Here is a 16,493-nt window from a genome sequence, read left to right as displayed (position 1 = left end):
CGTGACCACGACGATCGACAAGGGCACCGCACCCGGAGCCCTGACCCACCTGGACGCGTTGGAAGCCGAGTCCGTGCACATCTTCCGCGAGGTGGCGGGCGAGTTCGAGAAGCCGGTCATCCTGTTCTCCGGCGGCAAGGACTCGATCGTCATGCTGCACCTGGCGCGCAAGGCCTTCTGGCCGGCGCAGGTGCCGTTCGCGCTCCTGCACGTCGATACCGGGCACAACTTCCCAGAGGTCATCGAATACCGCGACAACGTGGTCGCCGAGCACAACCTGCGGCTGCACGTGGCGAGCGTGCAGGAGTTCATCGACAACGGCCGGCTGCGCGAGCGCCCCGACGGCACCCGCAACCCGCTGCAGACGGTGCCGCTCCTGGAGGCCATCGAGGCCAACCGCTTCGACGCGGTGTTCGGCGGCGGCCGACGCGACGAGGAGAAGGCCCGGGCCAAGGAGCGGGTGTTCTCGCTGCGCGACGAGTTCGGCGCGTGGGACCCGCGGCGCCAGCGGCCCGAGTTGTGGCAGCTGTACAACGGCCGGCACCGCGTCGGCGAGCACGTGCGGGTGTTCCCGATCTCGAACTGGACCGAGCTGGACGTGTGGCAGTACATCGAGCGGGAGAAGATCGCGCTGCCGCGAATCTACTTCTCGCACGAGCGCGAGGTCTTCGAGCGCAACGGCATGTGGCTCTCCCCCGGCGAGTGGGGCGGACCCCGGGCCGACGAGGCGGTCGTGCGCCGCGTGGTGCGCTACCGCACGGTCGGCGACATGAGCTGCACCGGTGCCGTCGACTCCCCCGCCGCCACGGTGGCGGACGTCATCGCCGAGATCGCGGTGAGCAGGCTGACCGAACGAGGTGCCACGCGCGCGGACGACAAGATGTCCGAGGCCGCGATGGAGGACCGCAAGCGCGAGGGGTACTTCTAGTCATGAGTGGGACGTCCGAGATTTCCCCGACGGCCGGCGCGGCCGTCGACGATCGTGTGGGCCTGCTCCGACTGGCCACCGCGGGCTCCGTCGACGACGGCAAGTCGACCCTGGTGGGCCGGCTGCTGCACGACTCGAAGTCGGTGCTGAGCGACCAGCTGGAGGCGGTGACCCGGGTCAGCAACGAGCGCGGCCAGGAGGAGGCGGACCTCGCGCTGCTCACCGACGGCCTGCGGGCGGAGCGCGAGCAGGGCATCACCATCGATGTCGCCTACCGCTACTTCGCCACCGCCCGGCGCCGATTCATCCTCGCCGACACCCCGGGGCACGTGCAGTACACGCGCAACATGGTCACCGGCGCCTCCACGGCGGAGCTGGCCGTGGTGCTGGTGGACGCGCGCAACGGCGTGGTCGAGCAGACCCGGCGGCACGCGGCGGTGGCGGCGCTGCTGCGGGTGCCGCACGTGGTGCTCGCGGTCAACAAGATGGACCTGGTCGACTACAGCGAGGAGCGCTTCGCCGAGGTCGCCAACACGTTCACCGCGTACGCGAAGGCGCTCGGGGTGCCGGACGTGCGCTCGATCCCGGTGTCCGCGCTGCGCGGGGACAACGTGGTGGACCCCAGCTCGCACATGGACTGGTTCTCCGGGCCGACGCTGCTGGAATACCTGGAGACGGTGCCGGTCGAGACCGACCCGACGCAGGAGCCCGCGCGCTTCCCCGTGCAGTACGTGCTGCGGCCGCAGTCCGACGACGAGTACCGCGACTACCGGGGCTACGCCGGGCAGATCGCCTCCGGCGTGTTCCACGAGGACGACGAGGTGGTGGTGCTGCCGTCGGGGCAGCGCACCACGATCGCGGGCATCGACCGGCTCGGCGTCCCGGTCCGGCGGGCCCGGCAGGGCGAGTCGGTCACCCTGCGGCTCGCCGACGACGTGGACGTCTCGCGCGGGGACCTGATCGCGCCGATCGACGAGGCGCCCACCCCGACCCAGGACGTGGAGGCGACCGTGTGCCACGTCGCCGACCGGCCGCTGCGCACGGGCGATCGGGTGCTGCTCAAGCACACCACCCGCACGGTCAAGGCGATCGTCAAGGACATCGCCTACCGGCTGGACCTGGACGCGCCGATCGACGGCGAACTCGGCCACGAGCAGCACCCGACCGAACTGCGCGCCAACGACATCGCGCGGGTGGTCCTGCGCACCGCCCAGCCGCTCGCGCTCGACGACTACGCCGTCGGCCGCCGCACCGGTTCCTTCCTGTTGATCGACGAGGCCGACGGCTCGACGCTCACCGCCGGCATGGCCGGCGCCGCGTTCGCCGCGCCGGGACGATGTCACGGCTGATCCGAACGCGGGTCTGACGACCCGCTTTTGACGCTCCGTCAGCCCTGTCCGCACGCTCGCCCGTCGCCCATCACATTCGTCATCCCGGCCCGCGCCCGACGGCGCGGGCCCGAGGGAAGGTCCCCGCATGTCCGTTTTCGGGACGCATTTCGGCCAATATCGCCGCAGATCCATCCGTACCGGCTTCGCCGCCGCCCTCCTCCTGCCGCTGCTCGCGATGTCCGCGTGCGGCTACGGCTCGGACAAGAAGGACGACAAGAAGAACACGCCGGCCGCGGGCGCGGGTCCGGCGACGGCGGGCGGCGCGAAGGCGGGCACGTCGGCCTCGCAGATCCGCCTCGGCTTCTTCGCCAACGTCACCCACGCCACGCCGCTGATCGGGCTGAACGAGGGCTTCTTCGCGAAGGAGTTGGGCACCACCGAGATCAAGCCGCAGGTGTTCAACGCCGGTCCGGCCGCGATCGAGGCGCTCAAGGGCGGTTCGATCGACGCGACCTACATCGGCCCGAACCCCTCGATCTCCGGGTTCACCAGCACCAACGGCGAACTTTTGCGGATCGTCGCGGGCGCCACCTCCGGCGGCGCGTCGCTGGTGGTCAAGCCGGGCATCAACGGGCCCGCCGACCTCAAGGGCAAGAAGATCGCCTCGCCGCAGCTCGGCGGCACCCAGGACGTCGCCCTGCGGGCGTGGCTGAGCAAGGCGGGCTTCCCCGTGGACACCTCCGGCAAGGGCGAGGTGAGCGTGGTCCCGACCGACAACGCGCAGACCCTCGCCGCGTTCCAGAAGGGCGACCTGGACGGCGCCTGGCTGCCCGAGCCGTGGGCCACCCGCCTGGTCCTGGAGGCCAACGCCAAGGTGCTCGTGGACGAGCGCACGCTGTGGCCGGAGGGCAAGTTCGTCACCACCGACCTGATCGTGTCCACCAAGTTCCTCAAGGAGCACCCGGACACCGTCGAGGCCCTGATCAAGGGTCAGGTCGCCGCGAACGACTGGGCGGCCGGCAACCAGGACAAGGCCAAGGCCGCGGTCAACGCCAAGATCACCGAGTTCGCGGGCAAGCCGCTCGCGCAGAACGTGCTCGACGCGGCGTGGCCGAACATCGCCATCACCAACGACCCGCTCGCCGCGTCGCTGGTCAAGCTCTCCGAGGACGGGGTCGCGGTCGGCGTGACCAAGAAGCTCGACATCCACGGCATCTACGACCTGACCATCCTGAACAAGGTCCTCACCGCCGCCGGCAAACCCGCGGTGAGCGACGCGGGCCTGGGCCCGAAGAAGTAGCGCCCATGCCCGTTCCGCCCCGGGCCGCCCGGCCCGGGTGAGCACTTCCCGCCCGACGCGCCACCGAGAGAGGTGATCCGGACATGACCCAGACCATCAGCGAGGCCACGCCCCAGGCCACGACCCCCGTCGGAACCGGCTTCGCGGTCCGCCTTGACCAGGTCACCAAGGTGTTCGGCCGAGGCCGCGGCGCGCCCGTCCTGGACGGCATCGACCTGACCGTGGCCCCGGGCGAGTTCGTCTGCCTCCTGGGCGCGTCGGGCTGCGGGAAGTCCACCCTGCTCAACCTGATCGCCGACCTGGACCGGCCCACCTCGGGCACCATCGAGGTCTCCGGCGGCCGCCCCGCGCTGATGTTCCAGGACCACGCGCTGTTCCCCTGGCTGACCGCGGGCAAGAACATCGAACTGGCCCTGAAACTGCGCGGGGTGCCGCGCGAACAGCGTCGCGCCGAGGCACAGGCGCTGCTCGGGCTGGTCCGGCTCGGTGAGGCGTACGACAAGCGGGTGCACGAGTTGTCCGGCGGTATGCGCCAGCGCGTCGCGCTGGCCCGCGCCCTGGCCCAGGCCGGCGATCTGCTCCTGATGGACGAGCCGTTCGCCGCTCTGGACGCCATCACCCGCGACGTGCTGCACGACGAACTGACCCGGATCTGGGCGGAGACCGGCCGCTCCGTGGTGTTCGTGACGCACAACGTGCGCGAGGCGGTACGACTGGCCCAGCGCGTCGTGCTGATGTCCTCGCGCCCGGGGCGGATCGCCCGTGAATGGACCATCGACATCCCGCAGCCGCGTCGGATCGAATCGACCGGCGTATCGGAGTTGTCCGTCGAGATCACCGACCACCTGCGAGGGGAGATCCGCCGCCATGGCCGCGCCTGATCTGACCAAGTCCGCGCCCGGGGCGAGAGCCGACGCCACGGAGGCCGACGCGGAGGACCTCGCCGGGCTCGAAGCGGGTCTGGACGCGCTGGAGACGTACGACAAGGAGCGCACGTCGTTCGGCCGGGTGCTCCTGGTGAAGGTGCTTCCGCCGGTCGTCGCGATCCTGCTGGTGCTGCTGGCCTGGCAGGTCGCCTACTGGATGGAGCTCAAGCCCCGCTACGCGCTGCCCAGTCCCGGCGAGGTGTGGGACGCGTTCATGGTGCAGTGGCGCAAGGGCACCGTCTTCGACATCCTGTGGACCAGCCTGTCCCGAGGCATCCTGGGCTTTGCCATCGCGGTCGCCATCGGCACTCCACTGGGGCTGCTCGTGGCCCGGGTGAGCTGGGTGCGGGCGGCGATCGGGCCGATCCTGTCCGGGCTCCAGTCGTTGCCCTCGGTCGCGTGGGTGCCGCCGGCGGTGATCTGGTTCGGGCTGAACAACAGCGCGATCTACGCGGTGGTGCTGCTCGGCGCGGTGCCCTCGATCGCGAACGGTCTGGTGTCCGGCATCGACCAGATCCCCCCGCTGTACCTGCGCGCGGGCCGAGTGCTCGGCGCGCGCGGGCTGAACAGCGTGTGGCACGTGATGCTGCCCGCCTCACTGCCCGGCTACATCGCCGGCCTCAAGCAGGGCTGGGCGTTCTCCTGGCGCTCGCTGATGGCCGCGGAGCTGATCGCCGCCGGGCCGGAACTGGGCGTGGGTCTGGGCCAGTTGATGGACCAGGGCAGAGACCTGGGCGACATGCCGATGATGTTGACCGCGGTGGTGATGATCCTGATCGTGGGTATCGGCATCGACATGCTGGTGTTCAGCCCGATCGAACGTGTGGTCCTGCGCCGGCGCGGCCTGAGCGGAAGCAGATAGCCGTGAACCTCGCTCCCCCGCTCCTGGCCGTCGCGCACGGCAGCCGCGATCCCCGGCATGCCGCGGCGATGGCCGCGCTGGCCGCGCGGGTGCGCGCGCTGCGGCCCGGGTTGCGGGTGGAGATCGGCTATCTGGACCACTGCGGGCCGCGCGTGCCGGAGCGGTTGGCCGAGTTGGCCCGGGCCGGGGCGAGCACCGCGGTCGCGGTGCCGCTGCTGTTCACCCCGGCGTTCCACGCCAAGCAGGACGTGCCGAACGTACTGCGCCACCGCGAATTGACGGTGCGTCAGACGGCCACGCTGGCCCCGTCCCCGCTATTGCTCGACGCTTTGAACCTGCGCATGCACGAGGCCGGGGTACGGCCGGGAGACGCCCGCTACGGCGTCGTCCTGGCCACCGCGGGCTCCACCGATCCGGAGGCGAACGCGGTGACCACCATCGTCGCGCGGGAGTGGCGGCGTACCGGTTGGTGCGCCGTGGTCCCCGCGTTCGCCTCCGTCCACCAGGGCTCCACGGTCGCCGCCGCGATCGAGGGGTTGCGCACCCTGGGCGCCGAGCGGATCGTGGTGGCGTCCTGCATGCTGGCGCCCGGGATCCTGCCGGACCGCATCGTCGAACAGGCGCTGGCGTCCGGTGCCGAACTGGTCACCGAACCGGTCGCGGACACCCCTCAAATCGCCCGGTTGGTCCTCGATCGCTACGACGCGGCACTGCCGTCGAGATCCGGGCTCTCCGCCTGAGTCCGGACCGGTACCATCACCGGCGTGATCGACTCGGTGGCCGGCGAACGTTCGGTGCTCGTGCGCGCGTGTGCGGAGGTCGGAGTGCCGTCCGCCGACGCGACGTTGCTCTCCTTCGGCGAGAACGCGGTGTTCGCGCTGCCCGGTTCGGGCCTGGTCGCGCGGGTGGCCCGAGGGGCGCATCTGGCCGAGCGCGCTCGGCGTGAGATCGCGGTCGCGTGCTGGCTGGCCGAACAGGACTTCCCGGCGGTGCGACCGGCGGCCGGCGTCGAGGCCCGGCCGGTGCTGGTGGACGGACGCCCGGTCACCTTCTGGGAGTTGTTGCCGCCGGCCGAGCGTGAGCCGAACGTGGGCGACCTGGCCCGGCTGTTGCGCAGACTGCACGCGCTGCCCGCGCCGCCGTTCGCGCTGCCCGCGCGGCATCCGCTGGCGCTGGTGGAGACCTGGTTGGATTCGGCCGACGCGGCGGTGGGGCTGGCCGATCGGCGCTATCTGTCGGCGCGGCGCGACGAGTTGGAGGCGGCCTGCCGCGAACTGACCCCGGCGCTGCCGCCCGGCCTGATCCACGGCGACGCGCTGCTGCGCAACGTGGGCGTCCACGGCGGCCGGGCGCTGCTGTTGGACTGGGAGACGGTCGCGCACGACCTGCGCGAGTTCGACTTGGTGCTCACCCCGATGGCCGCCGCCCGCTACGGCCTGCCCGACGGCGCGGAGCGGCGGTTCGCCCGCAAGTACGGCTTCGACGTGACCGAGTGGCCCGGCTACCGGGTACTGCGCGACACCCGCGAGTTGGCCGCCACCGCGTGGGTGGCCCAGCACGTGCCGGGCAACCCGGCGGCGGAGGAGGAGTTCCACCACCGGGTCCGCACCCTGCGCACCGGTGACACCGAGGCGCGCTGGCACGCGTTCTGACGGGCGCTCCGGCGCTCACGAGGTCCGCTTGCCCGCCGCCCACAGCTGCTCGAACTCCTCCTGGAACAGCGGGTAGAGCCCGCGCACGGAGCCACCCGCCGCGTCGGCGCGCAATACGAACGCGGGCGACTCGACGCCGCGCGCGTGCCGCAGATACGGCTGGATCAGCCCCACGTCGCCGTCCACCAGGTAGGCGCCGAAGCGCGGCGCCTCGTCGTAGAGCCGGATCTCGATCCGGCGCGGCTCGCGCAGCATCGCCCGGACGCGGCGCATGTGCAGGATGTTGAGTGTGGTCATCCGGGACAGCAGTCCCTTCTTGATGCCCTCGTCGCGCTCGCGCTGCTTCATCGCGTCGCCCGCCGGGTTGAGGAAGAGCAGCCGCATGTCGCACCCGCCGGCGCCGAGTCGGGCCAGATCGCGGCCCGAGTAGTTCTGGCACAGCAGGTTGAGCGAGACGCCCATCGCGTCGATCCCGCGCGCGCCGTCGACCAGGTCGGCGAAGGGCAACCGGCGCTGCAGCGCGGAGCGGTCCTGGAAGACGCCCACCACGTCGGCGTAGCGTCCGGCGAACAACTCCTCGACCGCGTCCAGCGCCAGCCGCCGGTCGCCCTGTTCGGCGAGCGGACCGTCCAGCATGGCCAGCACGCGCAGGCACGCGCGCTCCACCTGGGCGAGCACGTCGGGCGAGAGCACCCGGTTGCGGGCCACGATGTGCCGGCCGATCTCGACCTCCTCCAGAGCACGTTCCAGCTTGCGCCGGTCCGGCAGGAAGGGTTCGAAGCACCACCAGTTGCGCACCATCAGCTCGCGCAGTTGCGGAAGGGTCAAAAAGGCGATCAGCTCGTCGTCGGCGGGGTCCACGATGTAGCCGCGCCGGCGGCTCATCTCCCGTACCGCCTCGGCCCGTTCGACCCATTCGTTCTCCGCGTTGCCGGCCGCGGCGAGCACCCAGGCGCCGTCGTCGTGCGGGTGCTCGCCGGGTCCGTAGACGGGGACGAGCACCGCGCTGATCACCGCGCGCAGTCGCTGCTCGATCAGGTTCAGGTACACGTACGCCCGGCCTGCCCGGCGCCCGCGCAGCAGGGCGGCGGCCCAGTCGTCCTCGGTCCAGGCGAGCGTCGCGGGGTCTATCCCCGGCAGCGGGTCGGGCGGCCCGGAACCGTCCAGGACGGCGGTGCCGGCCGCCGCGTGACGGGGGCCGGGCAGACCGCCGGAGTCGAGGGCGAACGAGCCGGTGTCGGAGAGTCCGACGGTGCCCGGGACACCTGTGGTGCCCCCCGGGGGATCGCCTTCGGAGTAGGGAGCGTACGGGTCCGGGAAGGTGTCGCCCGAGCCGAATCCGATCGTGCCGGCGAGACCGGTCGTACTCGTCCCCGCCGCGGGATCCTCGTCGGTCGTCGAGGGTGGCGGGTTGGACTCCCGATCGGCCATCGCGTCCCATCCGTTCGTCGTCGAGCCGGAACCGAACGAGCGTATAGCGAAACCCGGCGGCCTCGGGGGGCCCGCGCGGGCCGGTCGGTGTGCCCCGTTCGGGTGACGAATCCACCGGCATTACCCGGATGGCGTAAGGCGATTGGGGGGACTCGACACGCTCTGGCAACTTCTGCCGAGCAACGCAATGTCCGAGCGAAACAATTGCCGGATGGAGGAGGGTCTTCCCTCCTCCTGGTCCGGGACGCAACCGAGACGGATCGACGAACCGTCTCATCCGGCAGGAACCGTGGCACCCAGGAGGTCGTCATGTTGGCCACGAACAGCAGGATCCCGGCGGTATACGACGGCGCCGAGGACGATTTCGCCCGGTATCGCGATGTGGTCGCGGGGATCTTCGCGCACCATCGGCGCACCGCGATCCCCGGCACCGACGGCGTGGCGTGCTCGTGCGGCGGCGCCTGGCCCTGCCGGCAGGAAATGCTCGCCGCCGAACTGCTCGACTGGATCTGACCGTTACGACCCAAAATGATCGGCAACGATCGGTTCGGCCGGACGGACGACGCCCTCCTCAGGCATGAAATCCACCCGACCGGGGGACGCCGGAGTGGATTGCACCCCCGGATCGGGTCCGGTACGGGAGACTGCAAGCTGCCGAAATGCTGCCGAAGCACGATCCGCGACAAAGCAGGTTGCTCATGCAGGTCTGGCCCGGTCATTCGTATCCGCTGGGCGCCACGTACGACGGCGCCGGCACCAACTTCGCGGTCTTCTCGGAGGCCGCCGAACGCGTCTGGTTGTGTCTGCTGGACGAGGAGGGCGCCGAGGAGCGCATCGAGCTGCGCGAGGCCGACGCCTTCGTCCGGCACGCCTACCTGCCCGGGATCCAACCCGGGCAGCGCTACGGCTACCGCGTCCAGGGCCCGTTCGACCCGGCCGCGGGCGCCCGGTGCAACCCGAACAAGCTGCTGCTCGACCCGTACGCCAAGGCGATGTGCGGCGAGGTGCACTGGCACGAGTCGATGTACGGCTACTCGTTCGAACACCCGGATCTGATGAGCACCACCGACTCCGGGCCGCACACGATGAACTCGGTGGTGATCAACCCCTACTTCGACTGGGGCGACGACCGACCGCCGCGCACCGGCTACCACGACACGGTGATCTACGAGGCGCACGTGCGCGGGCTGACCCGCAGCCACCCGGGCCTGCCCGAGGAGATCCGGGGCACCTACGCGGGCATGGCGCACCCGGCGGTGATCGAGCACCTGGTGAGCCTTGGGGTGACCGCGATCGAGCTGATGCCGGTGCACCAGTTCGTCCAGGACCACCGGTTGTCCGACCTGGGGATGCGCAACTACTGGGGCTACAACACGATCGGCTTCTTCGCGCCGCACGCGGCCTACTCCTCCACCGGCGAACGCGGACAGCAGGTCCAGGAGTTCCGCTCGATGGTCAAGGCGCTGCACGCGGCGGGCATCGAGGTGATCCTCGACGTGGTCTACAACCACACCGCCGAGGGCAACCACCTGGGCCCCACGCTGTCCTTCCGCGGCCTGGACAACGCGTCCTACTACCGGCTCGCCGACGACAAGCGCTACTACCTGGACACCACCGGCACCGGCAACAGCCTGCTGATGCGCAGCCCGCACGTGTTGCAGCTGATCATGGACTCGCTGCGCTACTGGGTCACCGACATGCACGTGGACGGGTTCCGCTTCGACCTGGCCGCCACGCTGGCCCGGCAGTTCCACGAGGTGGACCGGCTGTCCTCGTTCTTCGACCTGGTGCAGCAGGACCCGGTGGTCTCCCAGGTCAAACTGATCGCCGAGCCGTGGGACGTCGGCGAGGGCGGCTACCAGGTGGGCAACTTCCCGCCACTGTGGACCGAGTGGAACGGCAAGTATCGCGACACGGTACGCGACTTCTGGCGCGGTGAGGAGCGCACCCTCGCCGAGTTCGGCTCGCGGCTGACCGGCTCCTCCGACCTGTACCAGGACGACGGCCGCCGACCGATCGCCTCGATCAACTTCGTCACCTGCCACGACGGTTTCACACTGCACGACCTGGTGTCGTACAACGACAAGCACAACGCGGCCAACCGCGAGGACAACCGCGACGGCGAGAGCCACAACCGGTCCTGGAACCACGGCGTCGAGGGCGAGACGGACGACCCGGACGTCCTCGCGCTGCGCGCCCGCCAACAGCGCAACTTCATCGCCACGCTGCTGCTGTCCCAGGGCGTGCCGATGATCGCGCACGGCGACGAGTTCGGCCGCACCCAACAGGGCAACAACAACGTCTACTGCCAGGACAACGAACTCTCCTGGGTGCGCTGGCCCGAGGGCGAGGGCCCCGACCTGCTCGAATTCACCCGGATGATGACCCGGCTGCGCGCCGAGCACCCCGTCTTTCGGCGCCGCCGCTTCTTCCACGGCAGATCCGTCCAGGGCACCCACGACGAGCTGACCGACATCGCCTGGTTCACCCCCACGGGCGAGGAGATGTCGGACGGCGACTGGTGGGCGGCCGCGGCCAAGTCGGTGGCCGTCTTCCTCAACGGCAACGCCATCTCGGAACCGGACCCGCGCGGCCAAAAGATCACCGACGACTCGTTCCTGCTGCTGTTCAACGCCTCGCACGAGGCGGAGGAGTTCACCATCCCCGCGGACCTCGGCCGATCCTGGACCGTGGTGGTCGACACCGCCGACGACAAAACGGTGATACACGAGCCCAAGTCCCGCCCGACCATCGAGGGCGGCGCCGCCCAGACCGTCGAGCCCCGCTCGCTGGTGGTCCTGCAACGACCGTGAGCCGATCACCCGCCGGCGTGGGTTTCACCACCCCGGCGGGTGGTAGGTCGCGGATGTCCGGGGAAGCTTGTCGGCATGACCTCGTCGCCTTCTCGTGTTCCGACCGGCACCTACCGGCTCCAGCTGCAACCCGCCTTCGGGTTCGCCGAGGCCGCCGCCGCCGTGCCCCACCTCGCCTCGCTCGGGGTGAGCCACCTGCACCTGTCGCCGATCCTGCAGGCCGTCCCCGGATCCACCCACGGCTACGACGTGGTCGACCACTCGCGCGTGTCCGCCGACCTCGGCGGCGAGGACGGGCTGCGCGAGTTGGCGGCGGCCGCCGCCGCACACGAGCTCGGCATCGTGGTGGACATCGTGCCCAACCACATGGCGGTGCCCGCCCCCGAGTCGCTGAACCGGCCGCTGTGGGAGACGCTGCGCGAGGGGGCCGACTCGCCCTACGCCCGCTGGTTCGACATCGACTGGACCCGGCACGACGGGCGCGTCCTGCTGCCCGTACTCGGCGGCCCGGTCGAGGAGGTCGCCGACGAGCTGATCGTGGACGGCCACGTGCTGCGCTACCACGACCACGAGTTCCCGCTCCGGCCCGGCACCGAAAAGCTCGCGCTCGACGAGCTGCTCGCCGCCCAGCACTACGAACTCGCACACTGGCGCCGCGCCGACACCGAACTGAACTACCGCCGCTTCTTCACCATCGCCGGGCTCATCGCCCTGCGCCAGGAGGACGACGAGGTCTTCGCGGCCACCCACGCCACCATGATGCGGCTGCTGAACGAGGGCCTGATCCACGGGCTGCGGATCGACCACCCCGACGGCCTCGCCGACCCGCGCGCCTACCTGGAGCGGCTGCGCGCCGCCGCGCCGAACGCGTGGATCGTGGTGGAGAAGATCCTCTCCGACGAGGAGAGCCTGCCCGCCGACTGGGCCTGCGACGGCACCACCGGCTACGACGCGCTGCGCCGGGTGGACAACCTCTTCCTGGACCCCGAGGGCGCCGACCCGCTGCGCGCGCTGCACCGCGAACAAACCGGGGTGCGCGAAGGCTTCGACTACCTCGCGCAGGAAGCCAGGGCCGAGGTCCTCGCCGGCGGCCTGGCCACCGAGTTCGCCCGGCTGCGCCGCACCCTGGACCGGCTGGAGCCGGTGGCCGGCGCCGGCGACGTCGGCCGCGCGCTGCCCCCGCTGCTGACCGCGTTCCCCACCTACCGCCCCTACCCCGGCGCCGGCCCCGGCTCGATCGCCGCGATGGCCCGCGCACTCACCGGGGTCCCGGGACAGGTCTCCGAGGCGGCCCGTGAGATCGCCGAACTCGCGCTCGCCGACGGGGAGTTCGGCACCCGCTTCGGGCAGGTCGCGGCGGCGCTGGCGGCCAAGGGCGTGGAGGACCGCGCGTTCTACCGCTGGTACACCCTGAGTTCGCTGAACGAGGTCGGCGGCGCGCCCGACACGTTCGGGTTGGACATCGCCGGGTTCCACGCCGCCTGCCGGCGCATGTCCCCGACCACGATGACCACGCTGAGCACCCACGACACCAAGCGCAGCGAGGACGTCCGGGCGCGCCTGTCGGTGCTCGCGGAGATCCCCGAGGACTGGGCGGAGCGGGTGCACGCCTGGAACGAGTCGTCCCGACCGCACCGTTCCGAATTCCGCTTCGGCCCGGACCGCTACGACACCTACCTGCTGTGGCAGACCCTGGTCGGCGCCTGGCCGCTCACCCCGGACCGGGCGGTGGCCTACCTGCGCAAGGCGATGCGCGAGGCGGCCCGGGAAACCACCTGGGCCGACCCGAACCCGGACTACGAGGCGGCGAGCGAGTCATTCGTCCGCGCCGTCCTCGCCGACGACGAACTCACGGCCGACATCGCCGACTTCGTCGCCGTGGTGGACCGCGCCGCACACGCGGTCTCGCTCGGCGCCAAGCTGGTCCAGCTGACCATGCCGGGCGTACCGGACGTGTACCAGGGCGGCGAACTGGCGCTGTACACCCTCGTCGACCCGGACAACCGGGCCCCCGTCGACTTCGGGCGCGCGCACGGCCCGCTGGACACGCTCAAACTCGAGGTCACCTCCGCCGCCCTGCGGCTGCGCCGCGCGCATCCCGACTGGTTCGCCGGCGCGTACACGCCGCTGCGCGCCCGCGGCAAGGAGGCGGACCACGCCATCGCCTTCATCCGCGGCGGCGAGGCGATCACCGTGGCGACCCGGCTGCCGGCCGGCCTCGCCGCCAAGGGCCACTGGGGCGGCGCGCTGCTCCCGCTGCCCGAGGGCCGCTGGGTCGACGCGCTGACCGGCGGCACGTACACCGGCCAGGCCCGCCTGCGGCACATCCTGGAGGACCTGCCCGTCGCCCTGCTCACCCGGGGCTGATCCGGCCGGGGCCGGCGCCCGGCCGTTCGCACCCGTTCGCACCCGTTCGCACCCGTTCCCGGAAGGACACAACCATCGTGGTCAGGTTCGAGGTCTGGGCTCCGAAAGCGTCGTCCCTGGAGGTCGTCGTCGACGGCCGACGCAAGCCGATGCGCGACGCGAACCGGCCGGGGTGGTGGCAGGCGGACGTACCGACGGCGGTACACGGCAGCGACTACGCGTTCGCCATCGACGGCAACGACCCGCTACCCGACCCGCGGTCGCCGTGGCAGCCCAGCGGCCCCGACGGCCCGAGCCGTGTGCTCGACCACACGGCGTACGTGTGGGCCGACGGGGCCTGGACCGGCCGGCCGCTCCCGGGCGCGGTCGTCTACGAGCTGCACATCGGTACGTTCACCACCGAGGGCACGTTCGCCGCGGCCGTCGAGCGGCTCGACCACCTGGTCGACCTCGGCGTCACCCACGTCGAGGTGATGCCGGTGTCCGCGTTCCCGGGCCGGCACGGGTGGGGCTACGACGGCGTGTGCCCGTGGGCGGTGCACGAGCCCTACGGCGGCCCGGACGGCCTCAAGCGGTTCGTGGACGCCTGCCACGTGCACGGCCTGGGCGTGATCCTCGACGTCGTGCACAACCACCTGGGCCCGTCCGGGAACCACCTGCCCGCCTTCGGCCCCTACTTCACCGACCGCTACCGCACCCCGTGGGGCTCGGCGGTGAACCTGGACGGCCCGGGCTCCGACGAGGTCCGCGCCTACCTGGTCGGCAGCGCGCTGATGTGGCTGCGCGACTACCACGTGGACGGACTGCGCCTGGACGCGGTGCACGCGCTCGCGGACAACCGCGCGGTGCCGTTCCTGGAGGAGTTGTCCGAGGCGGTGGACAAGCTCGCCGCCGCCACCGGCCGGCCGCTGTTCCTGATCGCCGAGTCGGACCTGAACGACCCCCGCGTGGTCACCCCGCGCGAGAGCGGCGGCATGGGCGTGCAGGCCCAGTGGAGCGACGACTTCCACCACGCGCTGCACGCCCTGCTCACCGGCGAACGCCAGGGCTACTACGGCGACTTCGGCTCGATGGGCACCCTCGCCAAGACGCTCACCCGGGTCTGGCTGCACGACGGCACCTGGTCCTCGTTCCGCAAGCGCACACACGGCCGCCCGGTGCCCACCTCGCGGATGCCCGCATACCGTTTCCTGGGCTACCTCCAGACCCACGACCAGGTCGGCAACCGGGCCACCGGCGACCGGATCTCGGCGACCCTGCCGCCGGCGCTGCTCGCGGCGGGCGCCGCGCTCGTGCTCACCGCGCCGTTCACCCCGATGTTGTTCATGGGCGAGGAGTGGGGCGCGTCCACGCCCTGGCAATACTTCACCGACCACACCGACCCGGAGCTGGCCGCGGCGGTACGCAACGGCCGCCGCGCCGAGTTCGCCTCGCACGGGTGGGACGCGTCGCAGATCCCCGACCCGCAGTCGGCGCAGACCGTGCGCGACTCGTGCCTGGACTGGAAGGAGCCCGCCCGCGCCCCGCACGCGGCCCTGCTGGCCTGGTACCGGCGGCTGATCGCGCTGCGCCGGGAATGGGAGAACCTGACCGACCCGGACCTGACCCGGGTGCAGGTCAGCTTCGAGGAGACCGCCGGCTGGCTGATGGTGCACCGGGGCGCGTTCCGTACCGCGGTCAACCTGGCCGAGCAGCCCGCGACGCTGCCGATGGGCACCGGCGCGGCGGAGATCGTCGCGGCCTGGGACGACCGCGCGGAGATCCGCCGGGGCCTGGTCGGCACCACCCTGCGGCTGCCCGCGACCTCGGTCGCGGTGGTCCGGATCGGCACCCGCTAGCGGGTGCCGCCTCGCCGACCGCGACCGGGCCATGGTCGTCGGGACGCTCAGGCGTCGAGCAGGCGCTCGCGCTCGGCCTCGACGTCGAAGTCGCCGGCCGGGTAGCGGGGGTCCAACTCGGTCAGGTGCTCCAGGAGCAGCCGGCTGATCGCCCAGTTGCGGTACCACTTGCGGTCGGCCGGCACCACGTACCAGGGCGCCGCGTCGCCGTCGCACTTCTCCAGCGCGGCCTCGTAGGCGGTCCGGTAGTCGGGCCACACGGAACGCTCGTCGATGTCGGCCGGGTTGAACTTCCAGTGTTTGTCCGGGTTGTCGAGCCGGGCCAGCAGGCGTTCCTTCTGCTCCTCGGGCGAGATGTGCAGGAAGACCTTGATCACGGTCACCTCGTCCTTGGCCAGGCTCTGCTCGAAGCGGTTGATCGTGGCGTAGCGGCGCGACCAGACCTGACGCGGGACCAGGTTGCGCACCCGCGCGATCAGTACGTCCTCGTAGTGCGAGCGGTCGAACACGCCGATCAGACCGGGCCCGGGCACCTGGGTGCGGACCCGCCACAGGAACGGGTGGGCGAGTTCCTCCTCGGTCGGCGCCTTGAACGCGTGGATGTGGCAGCCCGACGGGTTGAACTGGCCGATCACGTGCTTGACCGTGCCGCCCTTGCCGGAGGTGTCCATCCCCTGGACCACCAGGAGCACCCGGCGGCGCGCGCCGCCGGCCACGGCCTGCGCGTACAGCCGCTCCTGGAGTTCGGCCAGCCGGGGTCCCATCGCGCCGATGTCGGCGAGCGCGTCGGCCTTGTCGCCCGCGAAGCTCGGCGTGGCGCGCGGATCGATCGTGGCCAGGTCCACGGGGCCGCCCGGCAGCCGCAACGCGGCCCGTACGGACGGCACTTCGGCTGGGGGCGCGTACTTCTCGGGCACCTCGACGAGCACCCGGAGCCGGGGCGGGGCGGGTTCGGGCCGCTGCTCGGCAAAGCCCGGCTCAACGACGGGCGGGGCGGTCGGGTCGACGGCGGGCTCGGCATCGGACTCGGCGTCGGGGTCCGGAT

13 protein-coding genes are annotated in these 16,493 nt (G+C 71.5%); 11 read left to right on the top strand and 2 right to left on the bottom strand.

Translation table 11 applies throughout. The features are described from left to right. Window position 1 precedes the first annotated feature (1 nt). From cysD to ACFRCG_RS27865, 7 genes are all read left to right on the top strand, one after another. A complete protein-coding gene (cysD, locus tag ACFRCG_RS27895; protein ID WP_380036378.1) occupies window positions 2-928 on the top strand; it encodes a sulfate adenylyltransferase subunit CysD in 927 nt (308 codons plus the stop codon). Between the two features lie 2 nt (window positions 929-930). Beyond that, window positions 931-2,277: a sulfate adenylyltransferase subunit 1 gene (locus tag ACFRCG_RS27890; RefSeq protein ID WP_380036376.1), complete on the top strand. Its 1,347-nt coding sequence runs from the start codon at window positions 931-933 to the stop codon at window positions 2,275-2,277. A gap of 217 nt (window positions 2,278-2,494) precedes the next feature. After that, window positions 2,495-3,559 (top strand): ABC transporter substrate-binding protein, encoded by a 1,065-nt coding sequence (locus ACFRCG_RS27885; RefSeq protein WP_380036501.1) that lies wholly within the window; start codon window positions 2,495-2,497, stop codon window positions 3,557-3,559. An 83-nt stretch (window positions 3,560-3,642) separates the two neighbouring features. After that, a complete protein-coding gene (locus ACFRCG_RS27880; protein WP_380036374.1) occupies window positions 3,643-4,440 on the top strand; it encodes an ABC transporter ATP-binding protein in 798 nt (265 codons plus the stop codon). Beyond that, on the top strand, window positions 4,427-5,347 hold the full coding sequence (locus ACFRCG_RS27875; protein WP_380036372.1) for an ABC transporter permease: 921 nt from the start codon (window positions 4,427-4,429) through the stop codon (window positions 5,345-5,347). Before ACFRCG_RS27880 ends, ACFRCG_RS27875 begins: the two co-directional genes overlap by 14 nt. A 2-nt stretch (window positions 5,348-5,349) precedes the next feature. Continuing rightward, window positions 5,350-6,087, top strand: a complete 738-nt coding sequence (locus ACFRCG_RS27870) for a sirohydrochlorin chelatase (protein ID WP_380036370.1) — start codon at window positions 5,350-5,352, stop codon at window positions 6,085-6,087. A 24-nt stretch (window positions 6,088-6,111) separates the two neighbouring features. Continuing rightward, window positions 6,112-6,999 (top strand): phosphotransferase enzyme family protein, encoded by an 888-nt coding sequence (locus tag ACFRCG_RS27865; RefSeq protein ID WP_380036368.1) that lies wholly within the window; start codon window positions 6,112-6,114, stop codon window positions 6,997-6,999. Window positions 7,000-7,014: 15 nt separating this feature from the next. Here ACFRCG_RS27865 and ACFRCG_RS27860 read toward each other — a convergent pair whose 3' ends face one another. Continuing rightward, the gene (locus ACFRCG_RS27860) at window positions 7,015-8,430 is read right to left on the bottom strand and encodes an SAV2148 family HEPN domain-containing protein (RefSeq protein WP_380036366.1); all 1,416 of its coding nucleotides are present in this window, start codon (window positions 8,428-8,430) and stop codon (window positions 7,015-7,017) included. A gap of 309 nt (window positions 8,431-8,739) precedes the next feature. Between ACFRCG_RS27860 and ACFRCG_RS27855 the strand changes: the two genes are divergently transcribed. From ACFRCG_RS27855 to treZ, 4 genes are all read left to right on the top strand, one after another. After that, complete coding sequence (locus tag ACFRCG_RS27855; protein WP_380036364.1) at window positions 8,740-8,943, top strand: hypothetical protein; 204 nt, start codon at window positions 8,740-8,742, stop codon at window positions 8,941-8,943. A 185-nt stretch (window positions 8,944-9,128) separates the two neighbouring features. After that, window positions 9,129-11,243 carry a glycogen debranching protein GlgX gene (gene glgX / locus ACFRCG_RS27850; protein ID WP_380036499.1) on the top strand — a complete coding sequence of 705 codons (2,115 nt, stop codon included), beginning with the start codon at window positions 9,129-9,131 and terminating at the stop codon, window positions 11,241-11,243. 75 nt (window positions 11,244-11,318) lie between these two features. Then, window positions 11,319-13,610: a malto-oligosyltrehalose synthase gene (gene treY / locus ACFRCG_RS27845; RefSeq protein WP_380036362.1), complete on the top strand. Its 2,292-nt coding sequence runs from the start codon at window positions 11,319-11,321 to the stop codon at window positions 13,608-13,610. 77 nt (window positions 13,611-13,687) lie between these two features. After that, window positions 13,688-15,448, top strand: a complete 1,761-nt coding sequence (gene treZ / locus ACFRCG_RS27840; RefSeq protein WP_380036360.1) for a malto-oligosyltrehalose trehalohydrolase — start codon at window positions 13,688-13,690, stop codon at window positions 15,446-15,448. A gap of 47 nt (window positions 15,449-15,495) precedes the next feature. Here the strand turns inward: treZ and ACFRCG_RS27835 are convergent, their stop codons facing one another. Further along, the gene (locus tag ACFRCG_RS27835) at window positions 15,496-16,335 is read right to left on the bottom strand and encodes a PPK2 family polyphosphate kinase (protein ID WP_380036497.1); all 840 of its coding nucleotides are present in this window, start codon (window positions 16,333-16,335) and stop codon (window positions 15,496-15,498) included. Window positions 16,336-16,493: the final 158 nt, after the last annotated feature.

The sequence above is a fragment of the Embleya sp. NPDC056575 genome, assembly GCF_042793325.1.
Lineage (GTDB): Bacteria > Actinomycetota > Actinomycetes > Streptomycetales > Streptomycetaceae > Embleya.
The sequence above is the reverse complement of the archived record's forward strand: the minus strand, read 5'-3'. Positions and strand labels throughout refer to the sequence as shown.